Origin of the sequence: Bradyrhizobium sp. 956_D2_N1_4, from assembly GCF_052076025.1 — a bacterium.
Taxonomy (GTDB): domain Bacteria; phylum Pseudomonadota; class Alphaproteobacteria; order Rhizobiales; family Xanthobacteraceae; genus Bradyrhizobium; species Bradyrhizobium barranii.
The window spans coordinates 2502868-2517498 of record NZ_CP197237.1 but is presented as its reverse complement, the minus strand read 5'-3'; the positions used below and the strand labels follow the sequence as shown (position 1 = coordinate 2517498).

Here is a 14631-nt window from a genome sequence, read left to right as displayed (position 1 = left end):
ACATCATTAACGTCGGTTAAACGCGATCGCAGAGATTGAGGGGTAAGCGGCCTCAGGTGCGGTCGATACGGCCTCAACGCCGGCGCTGGCGGGTGCGTCCGGTGGGCTGTGCAGCATCACCGCGCAGCAGGCACGTCGGTCTGGTTAAGGACGGCTATGGCACAGAGGCCAAGGCATCATGCCGTCATTGGGCATCTGCGCCATCGTCGTCTTCAACTTGCAGAATGGTGTCGGATAGCAGAGCGGCGGCCTTTTGAAGCGGCGCTATGAACCGGTCCAGTTCGGCGAAGCTCACGCGGGCCACCGGTACAGAGACGCCGAGGCAAGCGATCAATTCCCGATCCGGTGACAGAATGGGGACGGCGCACCCCACCACCCCCTTGACGTACTCTTCGTTTGTCTTGGCCCAGCCGCGTTGTCGCGTCTCCTCGAGAACCTTCATCAGCGCGTGGACATCGACGATCGTCGTTTCGGTGAATTTGGTCAGGGGTAGCGCGCGGCACAGCTTCGCCCGGATCCGCTCGGGCAGTCTGCTCATATAGATCTTTCCGGTCGACGTGCAGTGTAACGGCGCCGCTTCCCCCGGATTGAACTGAAGACCTTGCGGCTCCGAAACGCGAACGCTGTCGACATAGGCAACGACGTTGTCGCGTACGACGCCGATCTCACACTGTTCGCCGATTTCTCCCGCGACCGCCCGAAGCACCGCATGCCGCCGCGCAGTACGAAACGCAGCGCCGATGACGGTGGCCGACAGTGTGACGAGCTGGTTGCCCACAACGTACCGCTTGGTACCCAACGCCTTCTGAAGCAATCCGCGGTCTTCGAGGTTTCCGATCAACCTGTGTGCCGTTGGAAGCGGCAGCGAAAGAGCCTTTGCGATCTCCGCGGCCGAGACGGCTTTGCGCTGGTCGGCAACATGCCGAACGATCGCGAAAGCCCGATCCAACGGTCCTTCCTTCCCAATTCGCTTCGTCATTTCCCACCCGGCCAAAACTGGAAGTGAAATCAAGATCAACGCCGAGTATTATCATTTTTCGGAATAAAACCTATTGAAATTCGACATAATCGATTGTCGAAATCCTGAAAGCTCATATTCTTGGCGTCACCGGCGATTGACCAGAAATTGTGCAGTGCGGTCTCGCCGTTTTGAAAATCGCGCTCCGCCGCTTGGCCGGGAGCCAAGTTCTGCCGGCGCGCTCAACAGGAGATGTGCATGTCTCGTCATTACGACGTGGACGCCGTGAGGAAGGAATTCCCCGCCGTCGAACGGATGGTCTATCTAGATTCCGGGTTTCAAACGCCGCTCGCGCGTCCCGTGAAGGCCGCGATCGAGCTTTTCCTTCGCGAGGGCTTCGAGACAGCCGGTCCGAAGAGCATCTGGCTCGATCGGGTCGAGCAGACCCGTGCCAAGGTCGCCCGCTTTCTCGGCGTGACGGCGGATGAGATTGCCTTCACGAAAAACACGTCGGAAAGCATGAACATTGCGGCAAACGCACTGCCGCTACAGGCCGGCGACAATGTCCTGATGATCCACGGCGATCACCCGAACAACGCCTACGCGTTCCTCAATCTGCAACGGAAAGGCGTCGAGGTCCGCTTCATCCCAATGACGGAAGTCGTCGACGCCGACAGCTTTGCTCCCTTCATCGACGAAAGGACGCGTGCGATCTCGATGTCGCATGTGACTTTTCACGCCGGTCACCGCTTTGACATCGAGAGCGTCGGCGCGATGTGCGTCAGGAACAAGCTCCACTTCGTGGTGGACGTGATGCAGGCCATCGGAGTCGTGCCTGTTGACGCCAAGGCGATCGGCGCAAGCTTCATCGGCTCCGGCAGCCACAAGGGATTACTGGTTCCGCAAGGGCTCGGGCTGCTCTATTGGGACAAGACGCTCAAAGAGCTCGAGCCGACCTATTTGGCGGCTGCGAGCCTCGCCGAGATCCCGAGCGATCTCATCGCGCGTGCCGACGGGATGGCGCCCTCGCCGGCCGCCAGGCGCTTCGAGCTCGGCAACTTCAATCTGCCCGCAGTCCACGCCCTCGGTGCTTCGCTCGACATGATCGAGCAGATCGGGGTGCAGAACATCCAGAACCACTGCTTCGATCTCGGCGATCACCTGATTGCGCGCCTGGACGAGCTGGGCGTCCGCCTCGTTGGTCCGCGCGAGCGCAAGCATCGCGCTCCGCACATCTACGTCATCGCCCTGCCCGCGGCAGACTGGCTCGGCCATTTCGAGGAGAACGGCGTGCGCGTGTCGCCCGAACGAGATGGCATTCGCGTCTCGCTCGGCATGTTCAACACCGCCACCGACATCGATCGCCTGATCGACGTCATCCGCCGGCGAGGGCTCGGACGCCCGTCCGTCGCAGCTTGAATCTGACAAACGATGGGAAGGCAAAGACCATGAAGAAGCTCGTTCAGGTATTGGGACTTCTCCCGGCGCTCCTGGCTGTCAACGCAAGCCCGTCCGCGGCAGCCGACAGCCCGACGCTCGACAAGATCAAATCCAGCGGTTCGATCACGATCGGCTACCGTGAGGCTTCGATACCGTTCTCATACCTCGGGCCGGATCAGAAGCCGATCGGATTCTCGCTCGATCTCTGCGCGGCGATCGTCGATCGCATCAAGGATGAGCTGAAGTTGCCCAGTCTGAAGGTCAACTACACGCCGGTAAACTCCTCGAACCGGATTCCCCTGATCCAGAGCGGGACTGTCGACATCGAATGCGGCGGCACCGCCAACGACAAGAAGCGGCAGGAACAGGTCTCGTTCTCGGTCGCAACGTTCGTCAGCCAGCCGCGCTGGCTCGTCAAGGCCGCCAGCGGCGTGAAGACCGCCGGCGACCTGAAAGGCAAGACGGTTGTCGCCACGCAAGGCTCCAACGCGGTAGGTTTCGCGCAAAGCGTCAACGTCAAGGAGCAGCTCGGCCTCAACATCGTCCAGGCCAAGGACCATGCGGAGTCCTTCCTGATGCTAAATACCGGCCGTGCCGTCGCCTTCATGGAGGACGATATCCTTCTCGCCGGGCTCAAGGCTGCGGCGCCGAATCCGGACGCGCTCCTGTTCCTTTCCGAGGGTTACGCGAAGATCTACTATGGGCTGATGTTCACCAAGGGCGATGCCGGCTTCAAGAGGCTCGTCGACGACGTTCTCTCCAAGCAGATGGCATCCGGCCAATTCGAGAAGACCTACGCGAAATGGTTCACCAGGCCGATCCCGCCCAAGGGTGAGAACCTCGCATTCCCGCTCACCGACGAGTTGATGGAGCGGATCGCACATCCCAGCGATGCCGTCGACTGATTGACGGAGCTGATCGTCCCGGAAAGTCATCCTCGTCCGCACCTGCAACCCGGAGGCTCGCGATGTTCGGAGTGCTTTTTGAACAGGCGGCAGACGGCCAGCGCTATATCGACTGGCTTCTGTCGGGTCTCGGTTGGACCCTGGCTCTTGCCTTCTTCGGCTGGTGGATCGCCTTCGGCATCGGCGTGTTCGTCGGCGTGGGCCGCACAGTCCAGAATCGTTTCGTATCGATTCCGGCCCGGCTCTACGTCGAGATATTCCGAAACATCCCTGTCCTGGTGCAGATGTTCCTCTGGTACTTCGTTTTCCCGGAGGTGGTGCCGACCGCGCTCGGAAATGCCATCAAGCAGATGCCGCCGCCTTGGGCATCGTTCTTCCCGGCACTCCTTTGCCTCGGACTCTACACGGCGTCTCGGATAGCCGAGCAGGTCCGGGCCGGCATCGAAGCGCTTCCGAAGGGGCAGATCGAGGCCGCCAACGCTCTCGGCCTCAGCGGCTACCTTACCTATCGCTACGTCGTCGTGCCGCAGGCTTTGCGCCTGATCGTGCCGAGCCTCACCAGCGAGGTGATGGGAATATACAAGAACACATCCGTCGCACTCACGATCGGCTTGATGGAGCTCACCGCACAGGCGCGCCAGATCAGCGAGGCAACGTTCCAGACATTCTCGGCCTTCGGCGCGGCGACGATCATCTATCTTTGCCTGGCGCTGGTTGCGTATCAGATCATGACGCTCATCGACAAGGCCTTCAGGATTCCGGGTAGCGCCCCGGTGAAGCTCACTGCTGAACAGGATCTCGCCGCCGACATGCAGCAAGGCAGCGCTCTGCCTGGCGCCATGGAGACCGTGAAATGAATACCCTCGATTTCTCGATCGTCGCGCAGTCGTGGCCTTATCTCTGGTCGGGCCTGCTCTTCTCGCTCTCGCTCACGGCGGCCGCATTCGCCATCGGCATGGTCCTCGGAACCTGTCTTGCGCTGGTACAGCACTTCGAGGTCCCGGTGTTCGCGCAGATCGTCCGCGGCTACGTTGCGATCATCCGGTCGATCCCGTTGATCCTCGTCCTCTTCTGGTTCTTCTTCCTGGTGCCGATCGTGCTTGGGCACCTGAGCGGCAACGGCCGCCCGATTCCGATCGGGGCGACCTACACGGCGTTCATCACCTTTGGCTTGTTTGAAGCCGCCTATTACTCCGAGATCATCCGCGTCGGACTGCGGGCCGTGAACAAGGGGCAGTTCGAGGCCTGCCAGGCGCTCGCGCTGTCGACCTACGACACCTACCGCCATGTCGTTCTGCCGCAAGTCCTTCGCGTGGCGAGCCCGATCATCCTGAGCCAGACGATCATCCTGTTTCAGGACACGTCTCTCGTTTACGTGCTGTCGTTGACGGATCTTCTGGGCGCGGCTTCCAAGCTCGCACAGCTCAATGGACGTCTCGTCGAGATGTACCTCGTCGTCGCGGTGGCCTACCTCGTCATCAGCTCGGTGGCTTCCCAGTGCGTCGCCACCCTTCGCAAGCGATATGGCCTTGCCACAGCAAGATGATCATCGGGATACCAAACGGCCTCGTATTCGGGAGACGAACATGCCTCAAGCGACTGTCAGCAATGCCACGCAGCCAAGTGCAATCGTCCTCGTCGAGAACGTGATGAAGCGATTCGGCGCATTCAATGCGCTGAACGACGTCAATCTCAGGGTCGGCAAGGGCGAGAAGATCGTCCTCTGCGGACCTTCGGGCTCCGGCAAGTCGACGCTCATCCGGTGCATCAACCATATCGAGAAACACGACGGCGGCAGGATCGTCGTCGACGGTGTCGAATTGAGCAACCGCATGGCCGACATCAACAGCGTGCGCTGCGAGGTCGGGATGGTCTTTCAGAGCTTCAACCTCTTTCCGCACCTCACGGTCGCCGAGAACTGCATGCTGGCTCCGATCAAGGTTCGCGGCATCTCGCAAGTGGAAGCGCGCGATCGCGCACTCGGCTTGCTGCGGAAGGTCCGCATCCAGGATCAGGCGGACAAGTATCCCGCGCAATTGTCGGGTGGCCAGCAGCAACGCGTCGCCATCGCGCGGGCGCTGTGCATGCAGCCCAAGATCATGCTGTTCGACGAACCGACGTCCGCTCTCGACCCCGAGATGGTCAAGGAAGTGCTGGACACCATGGTCGAGCTGGCGCGAGATGGAATGACGATGGTCTGCGTGACGCACGAGATGGGATTCGCCCGCGAGGTCGCCGATCGGGTCGTCTTCATGGATCGCGGAAGCATCGTGGAGGAAGCGGATCCGGAGACATTCTTCCGGGCTCCGCGCACGGAACGGGCGAAGGGCTTCCTGAACCAGATCATCCACTAGGATTCCGCCCGGCCGAGACCAAGCGCCGTCGGTGACGGCAGCTGCGACGCGTTCGTCCACGGTCCCCCGCTTCGAGACATATTGCCATTAGACTCCCCGCCGCAAACGTGGAGAATACCCCCGCACGTTACGTGCGCAGTGCACACCAAGATGCGCCAGGGGAAACAAAATGCCGGCTGCCTTCCCGTCCTCCCTACCCACCATCCCGACCGCTCCTTTGACCGCCCGGATGCGCGATGCGCTGCGCGCGATCGTCGGCGAGAAGGGCCTGATCGAGGACGAGCACGGCAAGCAGCCGTTCGTGACGGATTGGCGCGGATTGCTGGTTGGCGGCGCGGGCGCCGTCGTTCGTCCTGGCAGCACCGAGGAAGTCTCCAAAGTCGTCCGGCTTTGCCATGAGCACGGTGTCGCGATCGTGCCGCAGGGTGGCAACACCGGCCTGATGGGCGGGGCCACGCCCTGGCCGGCGCACACCGGCATCGTGCTGTCGCTCGGCCGCATGAACCGCGTGCTGGACGTCGATGCCGTCGGTTACGCGATGACGGTCGAGGCCGGCTGCGTTCTCCAGACGCTTCAGGAGACCGCAAGCCGTCACGACAGGTTCCTGCCGCTCAGCCTTGGCGCCCAGGGCTCATGCATGATCGGCGGCAATCTCTCGACCAACGCCGGCGGCGTGCAGGTGCTCCGCTATGGCAATGCCCGCAATCTCGTCTTGGGGCTCGAAGTCGTCCTGGCCAACGGGGATGTCTGGGACGGACTGCGTGCGCTCAAGAAGGACAACACGGGCTACGACCTCAAGCACCTTTTCATGGGCGCCGAGGGAACGCTGGGCATCATCACGAAGGCCGTCCTCAAGCTATGGCCGGCGCCGAAGGACGTCTGCACGGCGTGGCTGGCGATCCGCGATCCGCGCGCGGCGCTGGAGATCCTGTCGGAAGCGCATGCGGCATCAGGGGACAATGTCGGCTCCTGCGAGCTGATGAGCCGCAGCGCCATCGACATGGTGCTGCGCCATATCCCCGGCACCCAGGATCCTCTCAAGGCGGACACGCCATGGTACCTCCTGCTTGAATGGTCGTCCTCGCGGGCCCGACAGGACGGGACCGAGGGCATGACCGAGAAGCTGGAGCAGTTTCTCGCCGATCAGCTCGAGGCCGGCCGCGTGCTCGACGCGGCATTGGCGCAGACGGTCGGTCAATCGCGCAACATGTGGCGCATCCGGGAAAGCGTCGCCGAGGCCTCCCGTGCCGAGGGGCCGGGACTGAGCTACGACGTGTCGGTGGCGATCTCCAGGATTCCCGGGTTCATCGACCAGGGGCTCAAGGCCGTGTTCGACATTCTCCCGACCATTCGCCCCTATCCTTTGGGGCACATCGGCGACGGCAATCTGCATTTCTCGTTCATGGGCCCTAAAGGCATGGATCAGCAGACGCTGACCCAATATTCGTCCGCCATCACGCGGGCCGTGAACGATCTCATCACCTCGATGGGCGGCTCGATCTCGGCGGAGCACGGCATCGGCATCGACAAGCTCGACGAGCTCAGTCACTACCGCTCGAAGACCGAGCTCGACATCATGCGCACCATCAAGCGCGCGCTCGATCCGCAAAACATCATGAATCCGGGCAAGGTGCTGCGGCTGTGATGAGGTGACGCTTCGCCGCCTTGTCTTCGGCTGCGTCGATGTCAGAGCGGTAGCAGAACACGAATACTCGCCTTGGACGCACGACCAAGTCCGTTTCGCCTTCCGCATCGCACTAACCCACGGCTTCATTCGCCGTTGTTATTCGACACGCCAGCGCTATTGTGCGCGGGCGGCGCAGCCGCGGCATTCATCCAATAATTCAGATTATGGGAGAATCGCATGAAATTCATTACAACCTGGAGTGTACCTCAAGGCACCTTCAATGCGGCCGTCAGCCGTTTTCTGGAAACCGGCGGAGCGCCACCCGAAGGCGTCAAGATGCTGGGCCGGTGGCATGGCATGAACGGACAGGGATTTGCGATCTCTGAATCGAGCGATCCAAAGGCGATGTATCGCTGGCTAGCACAGTGGGCTGACCTGCTCCCATTGACCGTCACACCCTGTCTGGAGGATGGCGACGCGGGCGAAGTGATGGCCTCGCTGCCCAAGCGCTAATCGTCAATCCTCATGTCGCTGCCGCTGAAGACCGGCGGCAGTGACATCCCCGGCAGGTCTAAAATGTCGATCTGTCCGGCCGAAGGCGTGGCGGCTTACAACGAATGTGTTTAGGGGTATTTCGATAGGGCCGTCAGTGACGGCCGCTGTTCCTTTAGCGCTCAGGTGGCGGGCGTGGAATCACCCATTGCTCGAGGCGATCGATTGATGCCTCCCGTTCATGCTGGCCCAGCCAAATCGTAAAGAGAACCAGCGCGGCGGCGAGAGCCCCGATGCCGAAATACAGGTTCCTCATGCGCGTTTGAATGCACAGCGCTAGAAATGGTTCCACGCATCACGACTTGCACCGCGCCGCTCCACGAGGAGCGAAGCGACGAAGCAATCCAGACGGCCTCCGCGGGTAAAGTCTGGATTGCTTCGCGGAGCCCGTCATCGGGACTTCGCTTCGCGCGCCCGGTTGCTCGCCATGACCGCAACCTACGGCCTGATCGTCATGTTCTCCGGCGGCCCCGCCTTCCGCAACGGCTCGGCCAGCCTTGCGAACTCGCACAGCAGCGACCTTGTCTTCCTGGGATCGATGATCTCCTCGACCCAGAATTTTTCGGCGGAGCGGAACGGCGAGCGTAGCTTGTTCAGCCGTTCCTGGATCTCGTTGAGCTTGCCCGCCTTGTCCTCGGCCGCATCGATGTCGGCGCGGTAGGCGGCTTCGATTCCGCCTTCGAGCGGCAGCGAACCCCAATAGGCTGACGGCCAGGCGTAGCGGATCGAGAAGCGGTCGGCCGGCTGATGCACCACGCCGGCGACACCGAAGGCGTTGCGCAGGATCACGGTGCACCAGGGCACGGTGGTCTGGTTGACCGCGGCCATGGCGCGGACGCCGTGGCGGATGGTGGCCGCCTTTTCGGCATCGAGGCCGATCATGAAGCCCGGGCAGTCCATGAGATAGACGATCGGCAGGTGGAAGGTTTCGGCGAAGTCGACCCAGCGCACCACCTTCTGGCACGCATCCGCGGTCCACGAGCCGCCATAGTGAAAGCTGTCGCTCGCAAGCACCATCACCGCCCTGCCCTCGAGCCGGGCGAGACCGACGATGACAGGCTTGCCGAAATTCTTGGCGACCTCGAAGAACGAGCCCTTGTCGACGACCTGCTCGACGATCGGCCGCATCTTGTAGACCTGCTTGCGGTTGCGCGGCACCGCATTCATCAGCGCTTCTTCGGTGCGCTCCGGATTGTCGGTGCAGGGCAAGGTCGGCGGCAGCTCATAGACCGATGACGGCAGATAAGAGAGGAAACGTCGCGCGCAGGCGAACGCCTCTTCTTCCGTATCGACGGCGTGATCGACCGCGCCGGCGCGAGTCTGGATGTCGGCGCCGCCGAGCTCCTCCTTGGTGAGGTCCTGCCCCAGCGCCTTCACCACCGGCGGCCCCGCGACGAACATCGCGGACTTCCGGGTCATGATGGAATAGTGGCTGGCGGCAAGGCGTGCCGCGCCAAGGCCAGCGACCGAGCCGAGGCCGAGCGCGACGACCGGCACGCGCGACAAATTCTCCGTCGTGAAGCGATACCAGCGCGTGCCGCCAATGCCGCCCGGCAGATTGGCCGCGCCCTTGGTCTCGATGGTCTTGACCGAGCCGCCGCCGCCGGACCCCTCGATGATGCGGACGATGGGCAGGCGGAAATCATGCGCCATCTCCTCCGCCATCAACGGCTTTGCCGAGATCGACGCATCGGCCGAGCCGCCGCGCACGGTAAAATCGTCGCCGACGACCACCACGGTGCGGCCGTCGACACGCGCGCGGCCGAACACGCAGTTCGCCGGCGTCAATTTCTGCAGCTCGCCGCTGGAATCGTACTCACCGATTCCGGAGACGGCACCGATTTCGTGAAAGCTGCCCTTGTCGATCAGCTTGTCGATACGCTCCCGAACAGTCAGTCGGCCCTGGTCATGCTGACGCTTGACCTTGTCAACGCCGCCCATCTCCCGCGCGAAGGCTTCGCGCCGGGCGAGCTCGTCGAGTTCCGGCTTCCAGTTCATTCACTCCCTCCGAATTGATCGGCTTGTTATTGTTGTGCACGGCCATTGCGACCGGTTTACGCGAGATACGGTTGTTGAAGACGTCACCTTCCGCGCCCTCCATCAGGCTTCCGAGCGAGCGGCCGAGCGCGACCATCAACGGCGCGACTTCAGCATGCAGACGCTGCTCGTCATACATCGACGACAGCAGCCCGATCGTGATGACGACGAAGGTCTGGTATTGCGGCGACCAGATCGGCACCGCGAGGCCGTTGATGTGCGGGCTCCACAGGCCGCAGGCCGTGACATAACCGCGCTCGAGCAACGACTGCCTGTTGGCCTCGATGCGGGGCCGCAGGATCTTTGCAGCTTCGGGCGCTTCCCGTTCCATGTCTGTAATGAAGGCATCGCCGACTTCAGGCGCCAGCGCCGCGGTGTAGGCCGCGCCCGCGGCCGTCGAGGCCATCGAGATGCGGCTGCCGGTGCCCTCATGCAGGCCGAGCGCAGTCGCCGACCGCGCGAACTGGAGATAGACCAGATGGAAGCGATCGGGGACGACGAAGCCGACAGTGCCAGGCAATTGCTCGGCGACTTCCTGGAGCCGCTGCCGGATCATGCTGCGCAGCTGCGCGCCCTTCATCATCGAGGCGCTCATCGCCACGGCGCTCGGACCGATGCGATATTTCTGGTCGCGCGGCAGGTACACGAGTTGCCCCATCCGCGTCAGCGTGTGCGTAAGCCGCGACACCGTCGAGCGCGGCAGGCCGCAGCGATTTGAAATCTCGAGATTGCCGAGTCGGGCCTCATGGCCCTCGAAGCATCGCAACACGTCGAACGCGCGCGACACCACCTGGATGACATCACCCTCGCCGGCATCGCCAGCGAGCGCACCTTGCCTGCTTAACCGCTCCGATCGTCGTCCCATGTTCCCTACCGTTCGTTCCGCTCTGCGGAATTAAATTCCACTTGCAGACGACGCTACCTCAGGCATTTTGCGACGACAACAAAAAGGCGATGGCATGCCAGAAATTAAGATCGTCACGGAGGTCGCGGGTCGCATCTGCGCAACTCCCGTGCAAGTTGGAGGAACCGTTGCGGATGGCGATGACGTTGTAGTCGTCGAAGCCATGAAGATGGAGATACCTGTGCCCTCGCCCGCGAGCGGCACGATCACATCGCTGCTCGTCAAGCTCGACGATGTCGTCGCCGAAGGACAGGCGATCGCGATCGTCGCGAACTGACTGCATTATCCGTGGCTTCCGCGACAATCTGTCTGCCTCATCGCCGCGTTCGCGGTACGGCGTTGCCATCGCCTGATCGCGATGACATGATCCGTTTCAAACAAAAAACTGTTTCAAACAAAGAATGAAACTCTTCGCGGCAAACGCGAGGATCATTGGAGGGAAACATGCTTCGTGGGCTGACCATGCTCGCGCCTGCCTTGGTTGCGGGCATTTCTTTTGCGTCTACAAGCTATGCAATCGCCGAAGACATCAAGCTGCCGGCGACATTGACGTTCACCGCCTATGACACCGGCACCGCCGGCTTCAACATCGCGGTCGGCGTCGGCAAGATGATGAAGGACAAATACGGCACCGATGTGCGCGTGCTGCCCGCAGGCAACGACGTCGCGCGGCTTGCACCATTGCGCGCCAAGCGCGCGGCGTCATCGGCGATGGGATCGGGTACCTATTTCGCGCAGGAAGGCGTGTTCGAGTTCGGCTCGAAGGAATGGGGCCCGCAGCCGCTCCAGATCATGCTCTCGAGCGTCGATTGCAATTGCGGTTCGCTTGGGGTCGCAGCCGATAGCGGCGTGAAAGATCTGAAAGACCTGAAAGGCAAGCGCGTCGGCTTCGTCGTCGGCTCGCCCGCGCTGAACCAGAACTCGCTCGCAGTGCTCGCCTTCGCAGGCCTGACGCAGAAGGATGTCAAGGTCGTCGAGTTCGCGAGCTACGGCGCGATGTGGAAGGGCCTGATCAACAACGACACCGACGCCGCCTTCGGCACCACCATCACCGGCCCCGCCAAGGAAGCCGAGACCTCGCCGCGCGGTCTGGTCTGGCCGCCGCTGCCCGCCAAGGACAAGGAAGGCTGGGCGCGAATGCAGAAGGTCGGCTCGTTCTTCTTCCCGCAGACGGCAACCTGCGGCGCCGGCATCACACCGGACAAGCCGATCGAGCTCGGCAACTACCCCTATCCGATCTTCGTCGCCTATGCCTCGCAACCGGCAGACCAGGTCTATGCGATGACCAAGGCGATGATCGTCAGCTACGACGCCTACAAGGATTCCGCACCCGGCGCCGGCGGGCTCGCTGCCGACCGGCAGACAAAGAACTGGGTGGTGCCGGTGCATCCCGGCGCGGTGAAGGCCTTGAAAGAAGCCGGGCAATGGTCTGACGCGCAGGACACCCACAACAACAAGCTGTTCAAGCGACAGGACGTGCTTGGTGCGGCGTGGGCGGATTACGGCAAGTCCAATCCGCCGTCGGACGAAAAGGCCTTCCTCGAGGGCTGGATGAAGGCGCGCGCCACGGCGCTGGCCAAGGCCGACATGCCGAACGGGTTTGACTGACCGTCAAGCTGACTGCCGCAGAACTGTTTGAGGAGAGCGCCGATGTCAGAGACTGCGGCAGCGCCGGCGACGAAGGTTGAGTTCGCAGATCCGCATCTCGGCGCCGCCGCCGATCTGCAGGAAGCCGAGGTCACGCGCGTCCGCACATTGAAGGGCGCGTGGCGCTGGGTGCTGATGGCGGCCACCGCGGCCACCATTCTGTTGTGTGTGAACCAGCAATTTTCGCTGCGGTTCTTCATCGACTACACCCAGCTCAACACCGAATATTTCTACCTGCTGATCGCGTTGATGCTCCCGTTCACCTTCCTGATCTTTCCGGGATCGGAGAAGGCGCCGCTCGACCGCATACCCTGGTACGACCTGCTGCTGTTCGCGGCGACCTTCGGCTCGGCGATCTGGCTGATGCTCAACATCCGCAAGGCCGCGCAATTCGGCTGGGAGTTCGATGGCGCGCCTAGCAGCGTCATCGCCGCCGGACTGGTGATGTGGTTCGTGCTGATGGAGGCGCTGCGGCGCACCGGCGGCTGGAGCCTGCTGCTCAGCGTGCTGCCCTTCACGCTCTATCCGCTGTTTGCGGACTCTTCCTGGCTCGGGCCGTTCCGCGGCACGCAATCGACGCTGCAGCAAACCACGTCCTATCACATGCTCTCCGGTGAGAGCCTGCTCGGGATTCCGATCCAGGCCTTTGCTGACACCGTGATCGGCTTCCTCGTCTTCGGCACCGCGCTGATGATGACGGGCGCGGGCAAATTCTTCATCAACATCGCCTTCGCGATGTGCGGCACCTTCCGCGGCGGCGCGGCAAAGGTCTGCGTGTTTGCCTCCGGCCTGCTCGGCACCGTCGGCGGCAGCATCGTCTCGAACGTGCTGACCGCCGGAACGATGACGATCCCTGCGATGAAGAAGACGGGGTTCACGCCGTCCTATTCCGGCGCGATCGAGGCCTGCGCCTCGACCGGCGCCGTGCTGGCGCCGCCGGTGCTGGGCGCCACCGCCTTCGTCATGGCGCAGTTCATGAACACGGGCTATGCCGACGTCGCGCTCGCCGCCACCATCCCCTCGATCCTCTATTATGTCGGCCTGTTCGCGCAGGTCGACGCCTATGCCGCCCGCCACAAGCTGAAGGGCCTGCCGCGCGCCGAACTGCCGCGCTTCTGGGACGCTTTCAAAGAGGGCTGGTATTATCTCTTCGTAATCGTCGTGCTCGTGGTGATGCTGCTCTACTTCAAGCGCGAGAGCCACGCGCCGTTCTATGCCTCCGTGCTGCTCGTGATCCTGCATCAATGGTCCGGGCCGGCGCGCTGGAGGCTCGGCAACACGCTGGTGCTCGCCGGTTCGATCGCGGCAACGGCTGCGATGTTCTGGTTCGGCGTGCTCAATGCCGCGCTGTGGGGCATGTGCCTGCTGGCGGCGCTGAACGAGTTCTTCCCCGGCAAGAACTGGGGCGGCGCGCGCTGGCTGCATTTCCTCGAACTCAACGGCAAGACCTTCGTCGAGCTGATCGCGATCCTCGCCGGCTGTGGCCTCTTGATCGGTGCCTTCTCGCTCACCGGCGTGATCTCGAGCCTCGCCAACGACCTGCTCAGCATTGCAGGCGGCGATGCCTTCCTGCTGCTGATCATGTGCGCCATCACCAGCCTGATCCTCGGGCTCGGGCTGACCACGACCTCCTGCTACATCTTCCTGGCCATTCTGGTGGCGCCGGCGCTGGAGAAGCTCGGGCTGAACAAGATGGCCGTGCACATGTTCATCTTCTACTGGGGCATGCTGTCCTCGATCACGCCCCCGGTGGCGATCGCCTCCTTCGCGGCGGCCGGCATCGCCGGTGCGCCCGCGATGAAGACGGGCTGGGAGAGCATGTGGGTCGGCAGCATCATCTATTTCATCCCGTTCTTCTTCGTGCTCAATCCGGCGCTGCTGCTTCAGGGCAGCAACCCGTATCTGGAGGCATTCGGGCTGACCGGACTTGCCTGCTTCGGCATCGTCTTCATCTGTGGCGGCATCCAGGGCTACCAGGCTTTTGTCGGCGACCTTCGCGGCGCGGGCCTGATGGAGTGGCCTTTGCGGGTGCTGCTGGTGATCGGCGGCTTTGTCGTGGCCACCCCGGGCGGCGGGATCATGCCGCTGTCGCAGATGCAGGTCACGCTGCTGGGCCTCGCGATCCTCGTGCCCACGGTTTTGATCGCCCTGCTGCTGGTCCGGCGGCAGGCTGTGGTGCCGGACGGGTTGCGCGTGCCCTGATTGCG

At 62.7% G+C, this 14631-nt stretch carries 13 protein-coding genes; 10 read left to right on the top strand and 3 right to left on the bottom strand.

The annotated features are described in order from the left end of the window. Positions 1-184 precede the first annotated feature (184 nt). A complete protein-coding gene (locus AB7535_RS11355) occupies positions 185-979 on the bottom strand; it encodes an IclR family transcriptional regulator (RefSeq protein ID WP_063983830.1) in 795 nt (264 codons plus the stop codon). Positions 980-1216: 237 nt separating this feature from the next. Here AB7535_RS11355 and AB7535_RS11350 point away from each other — a divergent pair, with 237 nt between their 5' ends. The 7 genes from AB7535_RS11350 to AB7535_RS11320 all read left to right on the top strand — a co-directional run bounded on the left by AB7535_RS11350 (position 1217) and on the right by AB7535_RS11320 (position 7797). Next, entirely contained in the window at positions 1217-2377 is a 1161-nt protein-coding gene (locus tag AB7535_RS11350) for an aminotransferase class V-fold PLP-dependent enzyme (RefSeq protein WP_175618070.1), read from the top strand. A gap of 29 nt (positions 2378-2406) precedes the next feature. Beyond that, the gene (locus AB7535_RS11345; protein ID WP_354117496.1) at positions 2407-3303 is read left to right on the top strand and encodes an amino acid ABC transporter substrate-binding protein; all 897 of its coding nucleotides are present in this window, start codon (positions 2407-2409) and stop codon (positions 3301-3303) included. 62 nt (positions 3304-3365) lie between these two features. Beyond that, positions 3366-4160 carry an amino acid ABC transporter permease gene (locus tag AB7535_RS11340; protein WP_439036278.1) on the top strand — a complete coding sequence of 265 codons (795 nt, stop codon included), beginning with the start codon at positions 3366-3368 and terminating at the stop codon, positions 4158-4160. Continuing rightward, on the top strand, positions 4157-4849 hold the full coding sequence (locus tag AB7535_RS11335; RefSeq protein ID WP_063983834.1) for an amino acid ABC transporter permease: 693 nt from the start codon (positions 4157-4159) through the stop codon (positions 4847-4849). Before AB7535_RS11340 ends, AB7535_RS11335 begins: the two co-directional genes overlap by 4 nt. Positions 4850-4889: 40 nt before the next feature. After that, positions 4890-5657 (top strand): amino acid ABC transporter ATP-binding protein, encoded by a 768-nt coding sequence (locus tag AB7535_RS11330; protein WP_439036277.1) that lies wholly within the window; start codon positions 4890-4892, stop codon positions 5655-5657. Positions 5658-5826: 169 nt separating this feature from the next. Continuing rightward, positions 5827-7302: an FAD-binding oxidoreductase gene (locus tag AB7535_RS11325; RefSeq protein WP_208086274.1), complete on the top strand. Its 1476-nt coding sequence runs from the start codon at positions 5827-5829 to the stop codon at positions 7300-7302. Positions 7303-7521: 219 nt separating this feature from the next. Then, complete coding sequence (locus AB7535_RS11320; RefSeq protein ID WP_038941960.1) at positions 7522-7797, top strand: DUF3303 domain-containing protein; 276 nt, start codon at positions 7522-7524, stop codon at positions 7795-7797. A gap of 477 nt (positions 7798-8274) precedes the next feature. On the opposite strand, the gene AB7535_RS11315 is transcribed toward AB7535_RS11320, so the two are convergent. Then, positions 8275-9834: an acyl-CoA carboxylase subunit beta gene (locus AB7535_RS11315; RefSeq protein WP_439036276.1), complete on the bottom strand. Its 1560-nt coding sequence runs from the start codon at positions 9832-9834 to the stop codon at positions 8275-8277. Continuing rightward, a complete protein-coding gene (locus AB7535_RS11310; RefSeq protein WP_208086270.1) occupies positions 9764-10738 on the bottom strand; it encodes an IclR family transcriptional regulator in 975 nt (324 codons plus the stop codon). The genes AB7535_RS11315 and AB7535_RS11310 overlap by 71 nt, the downstream gene beginning before the upstream one ends. Before the next feature lie 94 nt (positions 10739-10832). Here AB7535_RS11310 and AB7535_RS11305 point away from each other — a divergent pair, with 94 nt between their 5' ends. The 3 genes from AB7535_RS11305 to AB7535_RS11295 all read left to right on the top strand — a co-directional run bounded on the left by AB7535_RS11305 (position 10833) and on the right by AB7535_RS11295 (position 14626). Next, complete coding sequence (locus AB7535_RS11305) at positions 10833-11054, top strand: biotin/lipoyl-containing protein (protein ID WP_014495968.1); 222 nt, start codon at positions 10833-10835, stop codon at positions 11052-11054. Between the two features lie 167 nt (positions 11055-11221). Continuing rightward, the gene (locus tag AB7535_RS11300; RefSeq protein WP_166352510.1) at positions 11222-12385 is read left to right on the top strand and encodes a TAXI family TRAP transporter solute-binding subunit; all 1164 of its coding nucleotides are present in this window, start codon (positions 11222-11224) and stop codon (positions 12383-12385) included. Between the two features lie 42 nt (positions 12386-12427). Next, positions 12428-14626, top strand: a complete 2199-nt coding sequence (locus AB7535_RS11295) for a TRAP transporter permease (RefSeq protein WP_439036275.1) — start codon at positions 12428-12430, stop codon at positions 14624-14626. Positions 14627-14631 lie beyond the last annotated feature (5 nt).